General features: G+C 40.3%; 18 protein-coding genes. 7 read left to right on the top strand and 11 right to left on the bottom strand.

Going from position 1 to position 21,142, the window contains the following annotated elements:
- Positions 1-83 precede the first annotated feature (83 nt).
- The gene (locus QL995_RS11470) at positions 84-1,583 is read right to left on the bottom strand and encodes a DUF3360 family protein (RefSeq protein ID WP_007582201.1); all 1,500 of its coding nucleotides are present in this window, start codon (positions 1,581-1,583) and stop codon (positions 84-86) included.
- A gap of 418 nt (positions 1,584-2,001) precedes the next feature.
- On the opposite strand from QL995_RS11470, the gene QL995_RS11465 reads away from it, so the two are divergent.
- Positions 2,002-2,988, top strand: coding sequence for a hypothetical protein (locus tag QL995_RS11465; protein ID WP_290294204.1), 987 nt, complete (start codon positions 2,002-2,004; stop codon positions 2,986-2,988).
- A gap of 86 nt (positions 2,989-3,074) precedes the next feature.
- On the opposite strand, the gene QL995_RS11460 is transcribed toward QL995_RS11465, so the two are convergent.
- On the bottom strand, positions 3,075-4,700 hold the full coding sequence (locus QL995_RS11460; protein WP_290294203.1) for an endonuclease: 1,626 nt from the start codon (positions 4,698-4,700) through the stop codon (positions 3,075-3,077).
- 303 nt (positions 4,701-5,003) lie between these two features.
- Here QL995_RS11460 and QL995_RS11455 point away from each other — a divergent pair, with 303 nt between their 5' ends.
- From QL995_RS11455 to QL995_RS11440, 4 genes are all read left to right on the top strand, one after another.
- Positions 5,004-6,818: an assimilatory sulfite reductase (NADPH) flavoprotein subunit gene (locus tag QL995_RS11455; protein ID WP_290294202.1), complete on the top strand. Its 1,815-nt coding sequence runs from the start codon at positions 5,004-5,006 to the stop codon at positions 6,816-6,818.
- A gap of 61 nt (positions 6,819-6,879) precedes the next feature.
- Positions 6,880-8,577, top strand: a complete 1,698-nt coding sequence (gene cysI / locus QL995_RS11450) for an assimilatory sulfite reductase (NADPH) hemoprotein subunit (protein WP_007582193.1) — start codon at positions 6,880-6,882, stop codon at positions 8,575-8,577.
- A 43-nt stretch (positions 8,578-8,620) separates the two neighbouring features.
- On the top strand, positions 8,621-9,361 hold the full coding sequence (locus QL995_RS11445; protein ID WP_007582191.1) for a phosphoadenylyl-sulfate reductase: 741 nt from the start codon (positions 8,621-8,623) through the stop codon (positions 9,359-9,361).
- A gap of 142 nt (positions 9,362-9,503) precedes the next feature.
- On the top strand, positions 9,504-10,052 hold the full coding sequence (locus QL995_RS11440) for a DUF4124 domain-containing protein (RefSeq protein WP_290294201.1): 549 nt from the start codon (positions 9,504-9,506) through the stop codon (positions 10,050-10,052).
- Here the strand turns inward: QL995_RS11440 and QL995_RS11435 are convergent, their stop codons facing one another.
- The 4 genes from QL995_RS11435 to QL995_RS11420 all read right to left on the bottom strand — a co-directional run bounded on the left by QL995_RS11435 (position 10,053) and on the right by QL995_RS11420 (position 14,478).
- Positions 10,053-10,307, bottom strand: a complete 255-nt coding sequence (locus QL995_RS11435; RefSeq protein ID WP_290294200.1) for a hypothetical protein — start codon at positions 10,305-10,307, stop codon at positions 10,053-10,055.
- Between the two features lie 310 nt (positions 10,308-10,617).
- A complete protein-coding gene (acnA, locus tag QL995_RS11430) occupies positions 10,618-13,362 on the bottom strand; it encodes an aconitate hydratase AcnA (protein ID WP_197152801.1) in 2,745 nt (914 codons plus the stop codon).
- 202 nt (positions 13,363-13,564) lie between these two features.
- Positions 13,565-13,993, bottom strand: coding sequence for a hypothetical protein (locus tag QL995_RS11425; protein WP_197152802.1), 429 nt, complete (start codon positions 13,991-13,993; stop codon positions 13,565-13,567).
- 101 nt (positions 13,994-14,094) lie between these two features.
- Positions 14,095-14,478 (bottom strand): RNA-binding S4 domain-containing protein, encoded by a 384-nt coding sequence (locus QL995_RS11420; RefSeq protein WP_010554787.1) that lies wholly within the window; start codon positions 14,476-14,478, stop codon positions 14,095-14,097.
- 245 nt (positions 14,479-14,723) lie between these two features.
- On the opposite strand from QL995_RS11420, the gene QL995_RS11415 reads away from it, so the two are divergent.
- The gene (locus QL995_RS11415; protein ID WP_007582180.1) at positions 14,724-15,011 is read left to right on the top strand and encodes a hypothetical protein; all 288 of its coding nucleotides are present in this window, start codon (positions 14,724-14,726) and stop codon (positions 15,009-15,011) included.
- A gap of 56 nt (positions 15,012-15,067) precedes the next feature.
- On the top strand, positions 15,068-15,733 hold the full coding sequence (locus QL995_RS11410; RefSeq protein WP_290294199.1) for a hypothetical protein: 666 nt from the start codon (positions 15,068-15,070) through the stop codon (positions 15,731-15,733).
- A gap of 1 nt (position 15,734) precedes the next feature.
- On the opposite strand, the gene QL995_RS11405 is transcribed toward QL995_RS11410, so the two are convergent.
- The 5 genes from QL995_RS11405 to glnA form a co-directional block, all read right to left on the bottom strand.
- Positions 15,735-16,193 (bottom strand): cyclic nucleotide-binding domain-containing protein, encoded by a 459-nt coding sequence (locus QL995_RS11405; protein WP_010554789.1) that lies wholly within the window; start codon positions 16,191-16,193, stop codon positions 15,735-15,737.
- 29 nt (positions 16,194-16,222) lie between these two features.
- Positions 16,223-17,608 (bottom strand): nitrogen regulation protein NR(I), encoded by a 1,386-nt coding sequence (ntrC, locus tag QL995_RS11400; RefSeq protein ID WP_007582175.1) that lies wholly within the window; start codon positions 17,606-17,608, stop codon positions 16,223-16,225.
- A gap of 14 nt (positions 17,609-17,622) precedes the next feature.
- Entirely contained in the window at positions 17,623-18,693 is a 1,071-nt protein-coding gene (gene glnL, locus QL995_RS11395) for a nitrogen regulation protein NR(II) (RefSeq protein WP_010554790.1), read from the bottom strand.
- An 82-nt stretch (positions 18,694-18,775) separates the two neighbouring features.
- Complete coding sequence (locus QL995_RS11390; RefSeq protein WP_024589531.1) at positions 18,776-19,297, bottom strand: DUF4124 domain-containing protein; 522 nt, start codon at positions 19,295-19,297, stop codon at positions 18,776-18,778.
- 113 nt (positions 19,298-19,410) lie between these two features.
- Positions 19,411-20,817 carry a glutamate--ammonia ligase gene (gene glnA / locus QL995_RS11385; protein ID WP_290294198.1) on the bottom strand — a complete coding sequence of 469 codons (1,407 nt, stop codon included), beginning with the start codon at positions 20,815-20,817 and terminating at the stop codon, positions 19,411-19,413.
- Positions 20,818-21,142: the final 325 nt, after the last annotated feature.

Here is a 21,142-nt window from a genome sequence, read left to right as displayed (position 1 = left end):
GTGTGTATTAAAAATCACGTATTAAAAAGCACGGCAATTGCCGTGCTTTTTTGTGGGTAAATATGAGATGTAATAGCTAAAGGTTAATGCCTAAAGTCAGCCATTAACGCCGGTATACCAGGTAACATACCTACAATTGCCATTACAGTGGTAAGTAACACAAACATAATAAGTGGAATCACCCAGCGGCTCATTTTAGTTAACTCAGCGCTGCGCTCTTTACAGCCAATCAGCCCTAAGTTATCAAGTAACATAGTAAGCGACCAACCAAAAGCAGGATTAACCAAGGTCGAAGCAAACACCACAATAGCGGCTGATTGCGTCGTTTTACCTTCGCGCGTCATTTCCATGCCAGCTTCAAGTAGCGGGATAAACACACCAACAATAAGCGCTACACACAATACAGGCTGCCAAATTGCTAAATCCATAGGGTAACCCCATAAACCAGCAATAATACAAAATAATGCAGTTAAAATAGCGCCAGCAGGGATAGGGCGTTTAGCAATAGCGGCAGGCACAATATAAGTACCCCAAGAGGAGGCAAAGTTAGCACCACCGGCAAGTGAGCCGAATGTTTGTCTAACCGATGCACTTAGCATGGTGTCGTCGATATTCATTTGTACTTTTTCAGTGCGTTGCGGATAACTTATTTTTTGAAATACTTGATGGCCTAAAAAATCAGGAGACCACATAGCAACGGCGAGCACTGCAAATGGGAGTACAACAACAAAGCTTTCAAGCGTTGGTAAACCTAGCATCCAACCCGTGTTTTCGCCCCACCAGTAAGCTGGGTTCATATTTGGTAAACCCGGTGCAGTATGAAACTCAAACGGTGCGCCTAAGGCAAAGGCAACCACGCCACCAATAAGGCAACTTAACGGCACGGCTAACCAACGCTTTTTAAAGTGCTCTAATAGCGCATACAATAAAATGGTGGCTAAAATAACAATAAACGCAATGTGTGCCATATCAATGGCTTCAGCCCAAGCAAACAGCTTTTTAACTTGCGAAATAGTACCAATAAAGCCTAAATAAATAAGTAGCCCGCCACATACACCTTTACTGGTTAGGCGCGCGAGCATACTTCCTCCCTTGGTTATGGCTAAAATAAAACCAAAGGCACCAATGAGTAAGCCAAACGCCATAGGGTGACCGCCAGCAGCAACAACAATAGGAATTAACGGAATAAGCGGGCCGTGAGTACCAGCCAAGTTGGCTGTTGGTAAAATAAAGCCTGAGAATAAGATGATAAAAATAGAAACAATGAGTAATTCGTAACGTACATTTTCTAAAACAAATGCATCGCTTAAACCAAGAGGCGCCGCAAAGGTTGCTGCAATAGCCCCCACCATAACGACTTTACCAATAGTGCCCGCCATTGCTGGAATGGTGTCTTCAAATTCAAATCGGTAATCTCTAAACGGTAAATTAGGACGCCAGCGCTTAGGCTGCATAATTTGTAATTCATGTTCGAGGTACTCGTCGCGAGTATTAAACTCTGAACTCGGCTTGTGAAGTTGCTCGTAGCTTTGAGCATCCTTGTGCGTGTTTGATGGTGCATCACCGGGTGGTGTAGTTTGCATGCGTTCTCCTGCAACATTGTTGCTTAATCAAATAAATACGGCTTTTGTTAAAGCAAATGAATATTGAACATGCAGGGTAAATCAGCTTTTAGGCTGGGATGTATAGGCAAAAGGTCGTGCATGGTTGTTTTTAATACAGTTAATCTGACAGTCAGCTTTACGTTAAAAATTATAAAACTACACAAAATGATTTAAAGTTATTACAAATCAATGGTTTGATTTTTTATTTTAAGGAGTTTGATTACTGTTTATAACGGGAAATAGTGTTAATGGCAGGTTATTATCCTTTAGTCTTAGTGGCTGTAAAGCCGCTTTGTTTGAAAAGCTTATTGGTAGTAGCCGTTAATTTCGTTTTATTTGTGGTGAAATAATACTTCTGTTACTTTCGGATTGTTAATAACAACAATAAAGAATAGAGATGCAACTCAACTCCCCTAAATCAATTGGTATTTTACTTGGTACGCTTTACGGCATATTTATGCGGCTGTTTGTAGAGCTAGTCAATGCTTATAATTTAGGTAGCTTAGTCTCTATATCATTTATGTTTTTAGTGCCTGTTGCTATTGGCTATATTCGTATTCACTTTGAGTACAACGAATCAAAGGCATTAACTAAAAGGCAAATGATCACGATTGCTTGGCAGCCTATTTTTGTTTTTTTATTTGTAAGTGTAATTACTTTGCTTGAAGGGAGCATTTGTGTGGCAATGGCTTTGCCTGCTTTTATGTTTTTTGCCAGCATTGGTGGGTTACTTGCGGGCTTTGTTAGAAAACGTAAAATAAAAAAAGCGAATAGTTCTTTATTATCAATCGCGTTGTTACCTATATTGCTCTCACCTATTGAAGTTAACTTTTTACATTTATCAAAAACATACGAAGTAACAAATTCAATAGCTATTAACGCGCCCATCAATGTTGTGTGGCAGCAGTTAGCTAATGTGAGTGACATAAAACCACAGGAAGTGCCTTTTTCACTCACTCAATTAATTGGTGTACCAAAGCCATTAAAGGCAAGTATGAATGCAAGCGGTATAGGCGCTGTTCGCACAAGTACTTGGCAAAAAGGCGTTGTGTTTAAAGAAGTAATAACCGACTGGCAACCAAATAAACAGATGCATTATAGATTTGATATAGACCCAGATGCTATCCCCGATGACGCACTCGATAAACACGTAAAACTAGGCGGTGAATACTTTTCACCTCTTTACGGTGGATATGAGTTAAGTGAAGATAAAAGCGGCAATACGATTTTAACGTTAAAAACGACCGTGCAAGATAATACAAATTTTGGTGTTTATTCGCGAATATGGGGTGAGGTGATATTTCAAGATTTTCATCATTCACTTTTAACGTTGATGAAAAACAGAGCTGAAAAATCACTTATCGCAGCTGTTTCTTATAATTAGCTTAAAGCATTGTGTTTATAAAAATATTACACGCTAAAAGGTAAAGCCTTTGCATTTGCAAAGGCTTTTGTTTTAACTGCTAACTTTTACCAAATCATTTCTACAAATTCAGGGTGGTCGATATACGGGTTACGATTACCTTGAAATTCAAACGCTGCTTGGTTACGGTCAAGTTCCATTTGGCTTACAGGATCGCTGTTATGCCAGTTAAGCAGCATGGCTACAACCCAGCTTTCAAATACTTGGTTGCTTGAACCATTAAGTACAGCATTACTTGAGGTCGTTTTGGTTTGCCAAGTGCCTATTACATTTTCGTAGCGCGTTGCCATGTAAAAATAAGCGCGAGCAAAGTCACCTTTAAATTCGTCAATTGGCTCAAATACAGTACCTGAGTAATTTAATGAACTTGCGGCAGAACCTAATTTACTACCGTTGGTTGATGTAAATGAAGCGCTTGCTACTTCACCAAATGGGAAGTTACTACGTTTTGAGTTTACATAACCGTCGGTTGCGTAAATATGATGCACATCTGAGTTCATTGGCTCAATAGTGCCGCCAAACCAGCTTTTAGGAAATGAATGCTCACGGTTGTAACAGCCGCCTTCTCCACTATAGTTACCACATTGATCGCTCACCGCAGCATAATTGTAGCTATCTGAGCCGTTTGGTTTTTCGCTATACATATCTAAAATGCTGTTATCGTTTTCAAAGTATGTATCACGTGCTGATGAGTCGTAAAAATTCCAAATAGCCGAGTAACCCTGTGCATTATGATCTTTAATAATATTATAAAGCTCAGTTTTTAGTGCATAACCCGATAGCCCTTGAGCTGTAACATAGTAGCCAGTGGGTGTTGGGTTGCTCCCGCCGCCATCACCAGAGCCACTGCCTAAAGTAAATGCCGTGCTGTCTGTATTACTAAAACTTGCACCGCTAGCAAGTGTGGTAGAGCCTTGCTTAAGCGCATAACTGCCATTACCTGTTGAACAACACATGCCATCGCCGTAGCTGTCGTTAATAACAAGTGTGTAAGTTCCATCAGTTAGGCATATTTGCTCATCATACTGAGTGTTTGATGCGTAACCACTGCCGTTAGCAACAGCACTACCTTGATTGTTATTAACGGCCCAGCTAGTTTCGCTACCGTAATTATCGGTATTAAGCGTTAGTGTAAGGCTATTGTCGGTACAACTTGTTGATGCGCTGCCATCAGCATTTGGTAAAAAGTTATCTACGTATACGGTTTCGCTGCCATCAAATCCACTTACATCATAAAACCTAAGCCCTACGCTAATTGTTTTATCACTGCTTGCTGTATAGCTATGGCTAACTGTTTGCCATTGGTTAGTTTGTGCTTGATTTGAATAGCCTTGATAACCATCTACATACAAGCGAGCTTTAATTTTACCTTCGGTGTGGTAAACATCAGCCGAAAAGTTATAGGTTTTACCTGCTTTTACAGCAACTTGTTGTAGTAAATCAGTGTTACTTTGCGATCCTGTAGTTACATTTACAGCAGCAGAGCTATTACCGCTTTTAACTGTACTGGTTGAGCGCGTTAAGCTGATTCCGCTATCAATAGTGCTCCAAGAACTAGGTGTATTGCCAGTCCATTGTTCAAAGTCGCCATTAGCTACATTGGCCATTACAGGTAATGAGCCAAGTAACAAAGCGGTACTAAGTAGTTTATTTTTATATTTCCCGTGTAACATAGTTGTTCCTATTTTTATTTTGAATGAGGAATATACCCTACATTAGTTAGGTTACAAAATTGTTAATTTAAAGTGCTGCAAAAGGCAATAATCGCCCTTTAATCTGTTTTTGAAGGTATTTTTATAAATTAATAACTAAATGGAATATCAAAGCAGATTCTATTCTTTTTTTATCTATGCAGAGCCCGTTATCCTACATACTTAGAAAACCTCAACAGATACGCTCTGGATGAGGTAAAACTCATTTTTAACAATACACAAAGTGTGTTGTGTTTAATTTTCAGGGTTATGGGGAATCGATTCATGTTGTTAGGTCAACTAAATGCTGCGGCAAGCCCGCTATCGCAAGATCAAGTACAAAAGCTGCAAGGTTTAGTGGCTGAACTTAATCCAATTCAACAAGCGTGGGTAAGCGGTTACTTAGCTGCAAATGCTAATTCGGCTGCGTTAGGTGCACCTACGGCAGGCGTACCGGCTGCGGGTGATGCAGCAGCGCTAACTATTTTATATGGTTCGCAAACAGGTAACGCAAAAGGTGTAGCTACCAAAATGAAAGAGCAGGCTGAGTCGCGAGGCTTAGCAGTTAAGCTTGTTAGCATGTCAGATTACAAACCAACAGCCCTGAAAAAAGAAAAGTTTTTAACTATCGTTGTATCTACTTACGGCGAAGGTGAGCCACCTGAAGACGCAGAAACACTTCACGAATTTTTAGCCACTAAAAAAGCGCCAAAACTAGACGATGTAAAAATAGCGGTTATTGGCTTAGGTGATTCTAGCTATGAGTTTTTCTGTCAAACAGCAAAAGATTTTGAAGAACGTTTAAATAAACTCGGTGCACAAACCATATATCAACGTGCTGATTTAGATGTAGATTACGAAGATGAAGCTGCAACATGGATTGCCGGTGCAGTTGATGCATTCGAACCTGATTTAAAAGCGCAGCAAGAAGCCGCTGGTGGTCAAGTTGTATCAATGCCATTTGGCGCACCAGCGACCGCTTCAAGCCAATACACAAAGCAAAATCCATTTGAAGCAGAGCTATTAACAGTTCAAAAAATTACCGGTCGCGACTCAACTAAAGATGTACGCCACGTTGAAATTTCGCTTGAAGGTTCAGACATTACTTACACACCAGGTGATTCGTTAGGTGTGTACTTTTTAAATGATGATGTATTAGTTGATGAAGTACTTACACTTACTCAAATAGATGCAACAAGCATTGTAAAAGTAGGTGATGAAGAGCTAAGCGTACGCGGCGCACTTATTGAAAAACTAGAGCTGACTCAGTCATACCCAGGTTTTGTAGAAAAATACGCAATAGCAACTGGTACGCCTGAATTATTAAAGCTTGTAGAAGATAAAGCTGCAATGCGTGCGTATATTGAACCTCGTCAAATATTTGATGTGATTCGCCAAAACCCTGCAAACATTGATGCGCAAACATTAGTAGATTGCCTACGTAAACTACAAGCTCGTTTGTACTCAATTGCATCTAGCCAAGCTGAGGTTGAAGACGAAGTGCATTTAACACTAGGCCTAGTGCAATTTGATGCATTTGATAGCGAGCATTTAGGTGGCTGTACTGGTTACTTAACTCGTCGTGCAGAAGAAGGTTGTAAAGTTAAAGTATTTAGCGAACACAACGACAATTTCCGCCTACCCACTAACGATGATACACCTGTGATTATGGTTGGTCCTGGTACGGGTATTGCGCCGTTCCGTGCATTTTTACAAGAACGTGATTCGCGTGAAGCACAAGGCAAAAACTGGTTGTTTTTTGGTAACCCACATTTCACTCAAGACTTTTTATACCAAGTAGAAATACAGGGTTATTTAAAATCGGGTTTACTTAACAAAGTAGATGTTGCATTTAGCCGCGATCAAGCCGAAAAAGTATACGTACAAGATAAGTTACGCAGTAGCAGTAAAGACGTGTTTGAATGGTTAGAAGCTGGCGCTCACTTTTATATTTGTGGCGATGCAAATCGCATGGCAAAAGATGTACACAACGCCTTGCTTGATATTGTTAAAGAAAACACAGGCAAGAGCAATGAAGACGCAGAGCAATATTTAAAAGATTTGCGTAGCGCAAACCGCTATCAGAAAGACGTGTATTAACCACGTTTCTTATTTTATTTAGCAGCTAGCAGCCGTCACTGTAACAAATTTAGGATTTAAAATGAGCGAACAAGATAAAAACGTAAAACTTTCTGATAACGAACGTTTGAAAAGAGAAAGTAACTTTTTACGTGGCACCATAGAAAAAGATTTAACAGACGAAATTACCGGTGGCTTTACAGCCGATAACTTTCAGCTAATTCGTTTTCACGGTATGTATCAACAAGATGACCGCGATATACGTGGTGAGCGCGCTAAGCAAAAGCTAGAGCCGCTACATAATGTAATGTTACGTGCACGTATGCCTGGCGGTATTATTAAGCCAGAGCAGTGGTTAGCAATCGACAAGTTTGCAGATGACAAAACAAGCTACGGCAGTATTCGTTTAACAACGCGTCAAACGTTTCAGTTTCATGGTGTATTAAAGCCTAATATTAAAGGCATGCACCAAATGCTTGATAGCGTAGGTATAGACTCTATTGCTACAGCGGGTGACGTTAACCGTAACGTGCTTTGTACTACTAATCCCGTTGAGTCTGAGTTACACCAAGAAGCTTATGACTGGGCTGCAAAAATTTCTGAACATTTATTACCAAAAACGAAAGCGTATGCCGAAATTTGGTTAAATGGCGAAAAAGCAGAAACCACAGAAGAGCCAATTTTAGGATCTAACTACTTACCGCGTAAGTTTAAAACCACGGTGACTATTCCACCTAACAACGAAGTTGATGTGCACGCTAACGATTTAAACTTTGTGGCAATTGCTGATAACGGCAAACTTGTTGGTTTTAACGTATTAGTGGGCGGTGGCCTTGCCATGACGCATGGCGATACAGCAACTTATCCGCGCAAAGCCGATGACTTTGGCTTTATTACGCTAGAAGATACCTTAAAAATTGCAGAGCATGTTGTATCTGTGCAGCGCGATTGGGGTAATCGTTCAAACCGTAAAAATGCAAAAACTAAATACACATTAGACCGTGTAGGTGTTGATGTATTTAAAGCAGAAGTTGAAAAGCGCTCAGGCGTTACGTTTGCACCAAGCCGTCCGTTTGAGTTTACTCATCGTGGCGACCGCATTGGTTGGGTTGAAGGCATTGATGGTAAGCACCACTTAACGCTATTTATTCAAAGTGGTCGTATTTTAGACTACCCAGGCAAGCCGCTTAAAACAGGTTGTCGTAAAATCGCAGAAGTTCACCAAGGTGACATGCGTATGACGGCAAACCAAAACTTAATTATTGCTGGCGTACCTGCAGATCAAAAAGCCGTGATTGAAGAGATTGCACGTAGCCATGGCCTGATTGACGACACAGATTCGCAGCAGCGTAAAAATTCTATGGCGTGTGTTTCACTGCCAACGTGCCCACTTGCAATGGCCGAAGCAGAGCGTTACTTACCAAGCCTAGTAGAAAAAACTGAAGCATTACTTGCTAAGCACGGTATACCCGATGACAGCATTATTATGCGCGTTGTAGGTTGCCCGAACGGCTGTGGCCGCGCAATGCTTGCAGAAGCAGGTTTAGTAGGTAAAGGCCCAGGTAAGTACAACGTTTACTTAGGTGGTAATTTAGAAGGTACACGTATTCCTAAATTGTACCTTGAGAACGTAGGCGAAGACGTTTACCTAGAAGCATTCGATAAGCTCATTGGCCAATGGGCAAGTGAGCGCAATGACGGTGAGTGTTTTGGTGACTTTGTTATACGCAAAGGCATTGTTGCTGAAGTAAAAGTATCAGTAACCGATTTTCACGCTTAATTAAATACCAGCGCTTTGGCGCTGGTGAGGTTTGGAATTTACCATGAGTGAATTTAAAAACATTTTACAGCTAGATAAACAAAGCCAAACGGCTATGTTAGCTGATGCTAATGGTTTACTAGCGAATATGAGCGCAGAACAGCGTGTTGCATGGGCGCTTGATAACTTGCCTAATACGGCTTTTTTATCATCTAGCTTTGGTATTCAAGCGGCAGTAATGCTGCATTTAATGACCTCACAACGTCCAGATATTCCCGTTGTATTAACCGATACAGGCTATTTGTTTCCTGAAACGTATCAGTTTATTGAGCAAATGAGTGAGCGTTTATCACTTAACTTAAAGGTGTATAGAGCGCCGCTTAGCCCAGCATGGCAAGAGGCTAAATTTGGTAAACTATGGGAGAAAGGCGAAGACGGCATTAAGCAATATAATCAGCTTAATAAAGTAGAGCCGATGACCCGTGCGTTAAAAGAAATAGAAGCGGGTACTTGGTTTAGTGGTCTGCGCCGCGATCAATCATCTACACGTGCTGATAAACAGTTTGTAGAAATTAGCCGTGGTACCGTTAAAGTGTACCCGATTATTGAATGGTCTAACCGCGACGTGTATCAGTATCTTACTAAGCACGATTTACCTTACCACCCATTATGGGAGCAAGGTTATGTGTCTATGGGAGACGTACATACAACACGTAAGTTAGAACCAGGAATGACAGAGGAAGAAACTCGCTTTTTTGGTTTAAACCGAGAATGCGGACTACACATGGATGGTGACGGTATTTAACGCGACTACGGTGTAGTTAAATTGCAAATAAAAACGCAGCTTCGGCTGCGTTTTTATTTTTTATTAGGGTACAAAAAATTGCCTAATTAAGTATTTTTTATTAGACTCAAGGCAATAAAGGATTAATTAAAGCAGGAACGCTATGAAATACTTTACCTACTTAGCTATATCAATCATGGCTATTGCAGTTATCTCTTTGTTTTATTTAAAAAAGCCCGATGGTCAAACATGGCTTTCTGCATCATCAATTAGCAGTGAATCTCAGCAAATTAAAGAAAGAATGGTTGCGCTATCTAGCAATACTTTGGACCAAGCAGTGCAGGGCGTTAAGCAAGCTGGCGATAAAATTGCGAGCAGTATTTCTGATGAACCAATGCCTGAAAGTACTACCTCAAGCAGCAAAATTTTTAAGTGGCAAGACGAAACAGGCCAATGGCACTTTTCTGATACACCTAACCCGCATGCAAAAAGTATTGAAGTAAAACTCGATCCTAAAGATATTACTGTTATTGCTGCAGAAGACACGTCTATTTTAAATACCTCTTCAACTCCAAATACAATGTCGGCAGCACCTGAGGGGATCAGTATTTTGAACCCAGATTCGGTTAAAAAGCTATTTAATGACGCCGAAAATGTAAAAGACAAACTAGAAAAACGTAATAAAGAAATTAATAATTTAAGTGCACTCTAATTATTTAGAGTGCGTGCTTTTATGGTTTTTTAAATAACGTTTTTCGGCTTCCATCAATAATACGGTTAAATATATTTTAGTGGGAAGCGACAGCAGTACACCTACAGCAATGCATGCCGCAGCTATAATTATTCCTTTAATACCATGATTAACAGTGAAGTAACTCGACACAATTAAAGTGTGGCCAGCCACAATAAGGCACAACCCAAGCACTATTGATGTTTTAAGCAGCCTAATTATCATCGTTTGCGACATAGTTACCTCACTAAGAGTAGCCCTAGGGCCTGTTTATCTTTCGAGGTTAAACATGCGCTGCCCGAAGGGTTCTGCCTAGGGGCTATTTACTCTTTGTTGCTCGGTTTTTACTTAGCCCACTAGGTTACAAACCTCACGCCGCGATTAAATAGCCCCTAGGTTGAACAAATTTTAATCCTGAAAGGTCAACAGGCCCTAGTGTAGGCACGCTTTAAATGCTTAGCATTGATTTAAGACAACAAACAGCACACATAAAAAAGCCCAGCTTATTACTAAACTGGGCTTTTAAATGTATTAACTACTGTCTTTGTTAGTCGAGCATATTACGCAGTACATATTGTAAAATACCGCCGTGTTTGTAGTAATCCCACTCTTTAGGGGTATCAATACGTACATCAGCACTCAAGGTTACTTTTTTACCTTCGGCATTTGTAGCAATAACGGTTACTTCATCGGTTTTATCGTACAGGCCATCAATATCAAATTGTTCTTGCCCTGTTAACCCATGTGACTCGTAGCTTTCACCTTCTTTAAATTGCAGCGGTAATACACCCATACCAATTAAGTTAGAGCGATGAATACGTTCATAGCTTTGTGCTACAACGGCTTTAACGCCTAATAAAAGTGAGCCTTTAGCAGCCCAGTCACGAGATGAACCCGTACCGTATTCCTTACCCGCTAAAATAATGAGTGGCGTATTATTTTTTTGATACTCCATTGCTGCATCATAAATACTCTCTAGCGTATCGCCAGGCTGAGTACGTGTTACGCCGCCTTCAGTACCTGGTGCTAGTAAGTTTTTAAGACGAACATTAGCAAACGTGCCACGCATCATTACTTCGTGATTACCACGGCGTGAACCGTATGAGTTAAACTGCGCTTTATCTACGCCATTTTCTTGCAAGTATAAACCTGCTGGTGCATCTGCTTTAATAGCACCTGCTGGAGAAATATGGTCAGTGGTTACTGAATCCCCAAGTTTAGCTAAACAACGTGCGCCTTCGATAGTAGGGATACCTGGTGGTTCTACTTTCATACCATCAAAAAAGGGTGCTTTTTTAATGTAGGTAGATGCGTCATCCCAATCGTAAAGTTTGCCATCTGGTATTTTAATTTGCTGCCAACGGCTATCGCCTTCGTAAACGTTAGCGTAGCTTTTTTCGAACATTTCTTTAGTTACTGTTTCTTTAACTAGGTCACTTACTTCTTTAACGCTTGGCCAAATGTTTTTAAGGTAAATATCGTTACCGTTAGCATCTTGAGCAAGGGGTTCGTTGTATACGTCAATATCGGTTCTACCTGCAATGGCATAAGCTACAACAAGCGGAGGAGAGGCTAAAAAGTTCATTTTAACATCTTGGTGAATACGCCCTTCAAAGTTACGGTTACCCGATAAAATAGAGCTCACTACTAATTTATGTTTTTGAATCGCGTCTGATATTTCAGTTGCAAGCGGCCCTGAGTTACCAATACACGTAGTACAGCCGTAGCCAACTAAGTTAAAGCCTAGGCTTTCTAGGTCATCCATCAGGCCTGCTTTTTCTAGGTAGTCGGTAACTACTTTAGAGCCTGGTGCAAGTGATGTTTTAACCCAAGGTTTTACATTAATGCCTAACTGTTTTGCTTTTTTGGCAACCAAGCCAGCAGCTAAAATTACACTCGGATTAGAAGTATTAGTACAACTAGTAATTGCAGCAATAACACAAGCGCCATCGTTTAGTTCAAACTCTTGCCCTTTAAATTTAACCTTGGCGGCGCCCATAAACTGCGCTTCGTTGACTGGTTCATCTGGATTTGTTGTTGGCCCTTCACTTTCAATACGAGCTTGTTCTTCGTCGCTATTATCACGACGAGCCATACGTTCATCTTGAAAGTTTTTTAAATGCTGGCTAATCACTTCACCAGCCTTGTCTAGGGAAATTCTATCCTGTGGTCGTTTAGGGCCTGCAAGGCTTGGTACAACATCACCTAGTTTAAGCTCGAGTGTATCGGTATAGCTAGCTTCGTCACCATCGTTACGCCATAAACCTTGGTGTTTTGCGTAATCCTCAATTACCTTTAGGTGACTTTCGTCGCGGTTTGTTAAGCGAAGGTAGTTAATGGTCTCATCATCAATTGGGAAAATACCACACGTAGCGCCGTATTCAGGTGCCATATTCGCTATGGTTGCTCTATCGGCAAGTGGTAAGTCGGCAAGGCCATCACCATAAAACTCTACAAATTTACCCACTACACCATGGTTACGCAGTATTTCGGTTACCGTTAACACTAAATCTGTAGCGGTAGTACCTTCAGGTAAGCGGCCGCTTAGCTTCATACCGACTACTTGTGGAATGAGTAAGCTAATTGGCTGACCAAGCATGGCTGCTTCAGCTTCAATACCGCCTACACCCCAACCAAGCACACCTAAGCCATTAATCATGGTGGTGTGAGAGTCAGTCCCTACAAGCGTATCTGGGTAAGCGAATTTTTTGCCGTCGCGCTCTTCATTAAAAACAACGCGCGCTAAGTATTCTAAATTTACTTGGTGGACAATACCGGTTGCAGGTGGCACTACTTTTAAATTATCAAAAGCGGTTTGTCCCCAACGTAAAAATTCATAACGTTCTTTATTTCGGTCGTATTCAAGTTTTGCATTTAAATCAAATGCACCATCGTCTCCGTAGCCATCTACTTGTACCGAATGGTCAATAACAAGTTCAGCAGGTGATAACGGGTTTATTTTTGCAGGATCTCCACCTAGTTTTTCCATTGCGTCACGCATCGCGGCTAAATCTACAATAGCGGGTACACCGGTAAAATCTTGCATAACAACACGGGCGGGAGTAAAGGCAACTTCAGATGCAGGCTTTGCTTGAGGATCCCAATTAAGAAGGGCTTGAATGTCTTGTTCTTTTATATTTGCGCCATCTTCGTTACGAAGCAGGTTTTCAAGTAATACTTTTAAGGAAAAGGGCAGTCGTTTCGCTTTGTCGCCAAGTCCTTTTAGAGAATGAATATGATATTGCTCACCATTTATTGTGAGCTGATGTTGGGTATCGAAACTATTATTCATTATTTGCCCCTTTATGAATTAGAAAAATATTTTGAAGAGTGACCTCTGTAGTGTTCGAGTTGCAAAGTACATACCAGTGTAAAAAACCGTGTTTAGAGAACGAATTTTATACAGTTAATATAGTAGAGATGATGCTGAAAAGTTTAATTTCAAGAGATGATTTGAAAGAGGTAGGATCAAAAGTTATTTCGACCCTTATTAATTACTGTAACCAACCTTGTTGCTTACCTTTAATACTCAAACAAAGTAAAGCGATGGCAATAACGATTACAAAAATAGGCATAAATACAGCACTTGCGCCAAGTAGCTCAATACTGTTTATGACCACAAAATTATAATATTGCTGAATTAAAATAGCGCCGAGCGATAGCGCAAAAGTAGGTGTTGCCAGCGCGTTTTTAGCAAGTAAAAACAGACAACCAAAAGTGCTTCCAAATACAGCTATAGCAAATGCAATGGTTGACCAAATAGGAACGTTAGAGTAGGCAGCTTGTTGATCTAGCGGAAGTTTACCTATCATTTCGGGTGTCATCATCATGTGCATAGCAAATGCAATAACGCCAAGTAAGTTCCATACGAGTGCCGCCCATACAACGGGCTTAAACCAATTTTTAGGTGTTTTAACAGACATTTTATAACCTTGTTTTTATTATTATTAACTAGGTTATTAAAGAGTAAAAAGGCCAACTATACAAGTTGACCTTTTTATATAAAAAGAGGGCTTTTAAATGCTTAACCAAATGAAATAGGACGACGACCTGTTTTATCATCTACTTTTGGTTTTTTAGTTCGCTTACGCTTACTTTTAGCTGGCTGATTTGTTGGTTGTGGTGCAGCTTGCTTTGACTCTGCTTGAGTTTGTACCGCAGGTTTTTCTGCAGGGGTTGCATCTTCACTTAGCGCAAGTTTAAAAAATTCACCATCAAATTCTAATACATCGCCACTGTATAATTTTTTCCGCTTTATTGTACAAATTTCATGGTTAACACCCACATAGCCTTCGGTAATTAGGTTTTTAGCTTGGCCGCCACCTTCAACTAAGTTTAGTACTTTTAATAATTTACAGAGCTCAATCGGCTCTTCTTCTAATTCTATTTCTATGTATTCTTCGTTCATATTTGCTCTCGGTGGGGTAACGCACAAGCTGTAGTATAAAGGCTTGCAGCTACTTTTGCACCAAAGCAAGTGACTTTCGCTAATTGTAATACGTAAATAGCTATGAAAGTTTTTAGGTATTTTATCTGTCTTTAAAAAAACTGAAGCAATTGAAGAGTAACCTTTGCAGCAGTTAATTTTACGTATGGCCTGCTAATTGCTAAAACTTTGGCGGATTAAATAGTTTTCATTAAATGGAGTAGGAAATGGGCGTAAGATTGGCAATGAAAAAAGAGCTAATGGGATTAGACAATTCAGGTATGTTAACTGCTGACGATGTTAGAGAGCACCTTGCTAATTCTGTAAAAAAGCAAGCTGATCAAGATGAGCGCGGTTTTTCTGTAATTTCAAAGTTCAATGATACCCATAGCCGTTTAGTTAGTGGCGATGCCACGAGAAAAACAAAACTCGAGTTTGAACGACATCGTTTATTTAAAGAAGTTTTATATACTCGCAAAAGTGTTGATGCTTGGTTAGATAGCCAAACAAATTAAATTGCTATAAATAGTTACCTTTAATAGACTACAAGCGTAATCAAAAAGGGGTAACTATGAAAAATGGAATTTTAATGTGTGTGTTGGCATTACCATTAGCTGCGTGCCAACAACCTACCGTGTATGTATTTAGTGAAAACTTGCAAGATGAACAGAGCAATCAGCTCGATGCTGCGCTAAAAGCACAATCGCTCCCTTATGAATATGTATCGCTGGCAATCCCACCTGATTTTGGTGAGGCTACATTACTCTTATCAAGTGACAAAATTTACCCAAAAGAGACTGAGCAGTTAGCTACTATTATGCAGGGGCTAGGTTACGAGCCACAAGTTAACTATACAACGCGTTCAAATCATTTTTATGGTGATGGCAATATAGGCTTTTATCTAAAAAATGCAGTGGCGGGTACAACCTTTGTTATGCCTAAAAAGTTACGAACAACTCAATGCAGCGAAGACAAGTACAATGATTTACTCGTCACATTTACAGATAAATATGCTGACTTTACCTTACCCAGTGGCGCTGTTGTAAGGTTAGGTTGGGAGTTTTTATACGGTTACGTTGTCATTTATTACAAAAATTATTCGCAAACATACAGTCACTCACAACCACTTATAAATACGCCCTTTGGCGCCAAACCATCCGATACTTACAGGTTTACAGCTCACGTTAATAACCCCAGCTGGCTTGATTGCTCACTACAAATTATTTATATGGACTGAACTAACCGTGAGTTTCTATATGCTCGCTTAGTTTGGCAATGCGCAGACTCATACCTTCTATAATTCGGTCTTTAATTTTTTCGCGGATAACATTAGGTAAGCGGGTGAGTGCTTCAGGGGTAATAGCGAGGACTATACTGTCGGTTTTAGCGCGAGCACTAGTACTACGCTCTCGGTTATTTATAAAAGCGCCTTCACCTATAAATTCACCGGGCTCAATAGTACCTAGTTCTAGCAAATGATTATGTTTAAATACTAATAACGCGCCGCTAAGTACAATGTACAAACGTTTGTCGTTATCGTATTGCTTAAATAAAAATTGATGCTGGCTTACTAAATACAACAGGCCGAACGACTCTAATAAGACTTGGCGCTCGCTGAGCGTAAATTCTTTAAAAAAGTGCAGCCTGTTTATAATTTCCATTTGTTTGAATAATGGAATATGTTCGATTAGCTTCATCAATAACCAAATGTGTTAAAAGCGTTTAATCAGCTAATATTGCGCTCTTTTAATTTTCGGGTCAACGTGTTGCGTCCCCAACCAATTTTTATAGCAGCATCTTGCTTATGACCAGAACAATTAGCCAGTGCGGTTTTAATTAAGCGAGTTTCTAGCTGGGCTTGAATGTCAGGCCAAATATTTTCTTTGCCTTGTTTAAGCTCTTGATTAAGCCATTGCTGAAACGCATCTAGCCAATCACCTTCTTCCTGGGTTGGCGAAGCATCCAGAATCTCTGGCGGTAAGTCTTGCTCGCTTACAAGCTCACCCGGTGCCATTACAGTAAGCCAGCGACAGGTGTTTTCTAATTGGCGTACATTGCCTGGCCAATTAAATAAGCGTAATTGCTCAGTTGCCTTAGGGCTCAGCACTTTGCTTTCTACTTGTAGCTCTTTAGCGCTTTTATGTAAAAAGTGTTGCGATAAGCTTTCTATATCTTCAGTACGCTCTCGAAGAGCAGGTAAACGTAGGCGCACAACATTAAGACGATGGAATAAATCATCCCTAAACTTGCCCTGTTTAACTAAATCTTCAAGGTTTTGGTGCGTAGCCGCAATAATACGCACATCTACTTTTATACTTTGATGGCCACCAACGCGATAAAACTCACCATCGGCAAGAACGCGTAATAAACGTGTTTGTACATCAAGTGGCATATCACCAATTTCATCTAAAAATAGTGTGCCGCCATTGGCTTGCTCAAAGCGGCCTTTACGCACGCTGTCGGCGCCCGTAAATGCGCCTTTTTCGTGGCCAAATAACTCTGACTCAACAAGCTCTTTTGGAATGGCTGCCATGTTAAGTGCAATAAATTGATTTTCTTTACGTGGGCTATGATTGTGCAGCGCACTGGCGACAAGTTCTTTACCTGTTCCAGATTCGCCATTTATTAATACGCTCATGCTAGAGGCCGATAGTTTACCTATCGCTCTAAACACTTCTTGCATTGCGGGCGCTTCACCAATTATGTGGGCACTTTTTGGTGGAGCTTGCTTGCGTTTAGTTTTTTTAGTGGAGTTTGCTCTGCATGCGCTTTCGACTAGCGCCACTGCTTCGTTTAAATCAAACGGCTTAGCGAGGTATTCAAAAGCACCTTTTTGGAATGCATTTACAGCTGAGTCTAAATCTGAGTGCGCAGTCATTATAATAACCGGCAGCCCAGGGTTTTGCTCTGCAATAAGTTCAAGCAACGCCATACCATCCATACCAGGCATTCGTACGTCAGAAACTAAAACAGTAGGTTGGCTAAACTTTAGGGCGCTTAGTACATCTTGCGCATTAGCAAAGCTCTCTGTGTTAAACCCTGCACGGGTTAGTGCTTTTTCAAGTACAAATCGAATAGAAGCATCATCATCTACAAGCCAAACTGTTTTCATGCAAACTCCAAACATTAATCTGCAAAGGGCAGATAGATATTAAATTCAGTATGTCCAGGCCAGCTATCACATTCTATATAGCCATCATGTTGATCTATCAGTGTTTGCGCTATTGAGAGTCCTAACCCAGAGCCACCTTCTTTATTGGTGATCATAGGGTAGAACAGTGTTTCGCGTACACTGGGATCAATACCTGGTCCGTTATCAGATATTTGGATCAACAAGGCTTTTTTAGGTGCTTTACCTGGGCGACGATGCTGATGATTAATGCGGGTTTTTATTGTTATTTCACCGCCATCTACAAGCGCCTGTTGGGCATTTCGAACAATGTTTAATACCACTTGCTGAATTTTGCCTTGATCAATGTATACATCAGGAATACTTGGGTCGTAATCTTTAACTAAGCTAATGTTAGAACAATTATCTAACGTACTTAGCCTTGCAACTGATTCAAGTGATTGATGTATGTTGCCATACGATTTTTGCGGAAGTTGATTGGGCCCCAAAAGCCTATCTACTAGTTCGCGTAATCGGTCGGCTTGCTCAATGATGAGCTCAGCACATTGATCTCTTTCTTGTTGATCAACCTCATACTGCAATAACTGCGCCGCTCCGCGAATTCCACCTAAAGGATTTTTAATTTCGTGAGCTAACCCTCTAATTAGGTTTCGGGCAGCTTGATATTGATGCATTTGATTAGACGCTTGGTCGTGCTTAATTTCGTCATCGGTTTGGCGCCACTCAAATAAAATATAAAGCGAGCCATTAAACTTAATTTGTCGTGTACTTACGGCTACTTTTGCATGGCGAGAATCGCTAAAAACCACGTCAGCTCTATGCTGCTGGCAATCTACGCCTTCAACTAATGAGTATTGTTCTATACGCTGTAAATCGATTGAATGGTAGTTAAAAAGGCTATCAAACGGTTGATCTAATAGGCGCTTATTACCAAGGCCAAGCAGCTCGCTAGTACTAGTATTGGCATATACAACGGTGAAGTTTTTATCAAGTAACATGATAGCGGTTGTTTGATTTTGCCAAATGGCATCGAGTAGCTCAGGGCTAAAGTTTTTATTATTAATCATAGCTGCACCATTTTAGTGCGTGGATGTTTGCAAGCAAGTTATATGGTTAAATACACTGCTGCACGTTTAGTAATGCCCCAATTTAGTTACCTAGGTTTAGCCCTTTTCGGTGCATAAAAAATATGCAGGGTTCGCTTGTAGCAATAACTTGGTTTTTACTATTAAAAAGCTTTAATTGTAGTGTGTGCTGACCACGTTCTACATCTCTAATTGCAAAGGTTGAGCTGTCACTGGCTGGGCCGTGTGCTTTACCATCAATAAAAAGTTGTATAGTAAAACCAGTTTCAAAGCGTGGTTTTATTCGGCTAGTTACATAAACAGTGCCGGTATTTTCACGAATAGTCTGGTTATGATCAGGTGAGGAAATAGCAATACTAAAGGCCGCTTGTTGAGGCTGAGGTTGCTCGTCAAAAATGTCAGTATTTGTTGCAGGCATATTAAGATCTTGGCTGGTGAGCTTTACCTCTTGGGCCCCTTTATGAGGGGTGTCTGAGAACACTAATACGCCATTTTTATCTTTCCAAGCGTATATTTTTGTTTCACCGGCATAACCATAATTACTTAATCCTAAAGTAATTAATAGTAATAAAATCTTGTTATTCACTCTGCAGCCCTGCATTTTTATCGGTAACTTAACTTTAGTGGAGATTGACTAATTTTACCATTAAAAAAGCCCGCAAAGCGGGCTTGAGAACACACATATTTTTTACAGCTTAATTAACAGCTGTAGTACATTTCAAACTCAACTGGGTGAGTTGTCATGTTAAGCTTTTCAACTTCTTGAGACTTAAGTGAGATGTAAGCATCGATTAAGTCATCAGTGAAAACGCCACCTTGAGTTAAGAATTCACGGTCTGAATCTAGTGCAGATAGTGCTTCGTCAAGTGATGCTGCAACAGTTGGAATTTCTGCTGCTTCTTCAGCTGGTAAGTCGTATAAATCTTTATCCATAGCATCGCCAGGATGGATCTTGTTTTTGATACCATCAAGGCCAGCCATAAGCATTGCTGAGAAAGCAAGGTATGGGTTAGCAGTTGGATCCGGGAAGCGTACTTCAATACGACGACCTTTTTCAGATGGAACCACTGGGATACGGATTGATGCAGAACGGTTACGTGCAGAGTATGCAAGCATAACTGGTGCTTCAAAACCTGGTACTAAACGTTTGTACGAGTTAGTAGACGCATTTGCAAAAGCGTTAATTGCTTTAGCATGCTTGATGATGCCGCCAATGTAGTAAAGTGCATCTTCAGAAAGACCGCCGTACTTATCACCAGCAAAAAGGTTTACACCATCTTTAGCAAGTGACTGGTGACAATGCATACCAGAACCGTTATCACCAACAACTGGCTTAGGCATAAACGTTGCTGTTTTACCGTATAAGTGAGCCATGTTATGGATAACATATTTCATTTCTTGGATTTCATCCGCTTTTAATACCATTGTATTAAAGCGAGTAGCGATTTCGTTTTGACCTGCTGTTGCTACTTCGTGGTGATGTGCTTCTACTACTTGGCCCATTTCTTCTAGAACTAGACACGTAGCTGAACGCCAATCTTGGAAGTCATCAACTGGAGCAACTGGGAAGTAACCGCCTTTAACACCTGGACGGTGACCAGTGTTGCCATCTGCATATTCTTTATCTGAGTTCCAAGCAGCTTGCTTAGAATCAATTTTGTACATAGAACCAGACATATCTGATTTGTATTTAACATCGTCAAATACGAAAAATTCTGGCTCAGGGCCAAATAAAACAGTGTCTGCAATGCCTGTAGAACGCATGTAATCTTCAGCACGCTTAGCAACAGAACGCGGGTCGCGCTCATAGCCTTGTAGTGTAGAAGGCTCTACTACGTCACAACGTAAAATTAATGTCGCTTCTTCAGTGAAAGGGTCTAGTTTGATTGACTCAGGAACTGGCATTAATACCATGTCTGATTCGTTTATGCCTTTCCAGCCTGCAATTGAAGAACCGTCGAACATTTTACCGTCTTCGAAAAAATCTTCATCAACTTGGTGATGAGGAATCGATACATGTTGCTCTTTACCCTTAGTGTCAGTAAAGCGTAAATCAATGAACTTGACGTCATTTTCTTTAATAAAATCTAAAACCGATTGTGACATGTGTCCTCCAACTATTGGGTTTTGTTATTGCTGCATAATTGCTTTGGTATTTACTAAGCTGATTTTGTGCCATTATTGTAACTGGCTGTTTATAAATTAAAAAAATATCATTGCATCAAAATGGAATATATAAACGCACCATATTGGTGCGTAAATATTCCATTTTAGTGCAAAATTTACAGAGCGTAATTTGTTGTTAATTTAATCAGCTGAAATTAGCATAACCTAAATGTAAAAGAGTAACAAAAAGATCGGAAAAATAGCCAAAAAGACTGTTTTTCAAAAAAATATTGAAATTTAATTCATATAATTGTCATATATAAAA

Source organism: Pseudoalteromonas sp. APC 3358 (genome assembly GCF_030408075.1).
GTDB classification, from domain to species: domain Bacteria; phylum Pseudomonadota; class Gammaproteobacteria; order Enterobacterales; family Alteromonadaceae; genus Pseudoalteromonas; species Pseudoalteromonas arctica.
Note: the sequence above shows the minus strand (reverse complement) of the source record. Positions and strands in the feature narration are given on the sequence as shown.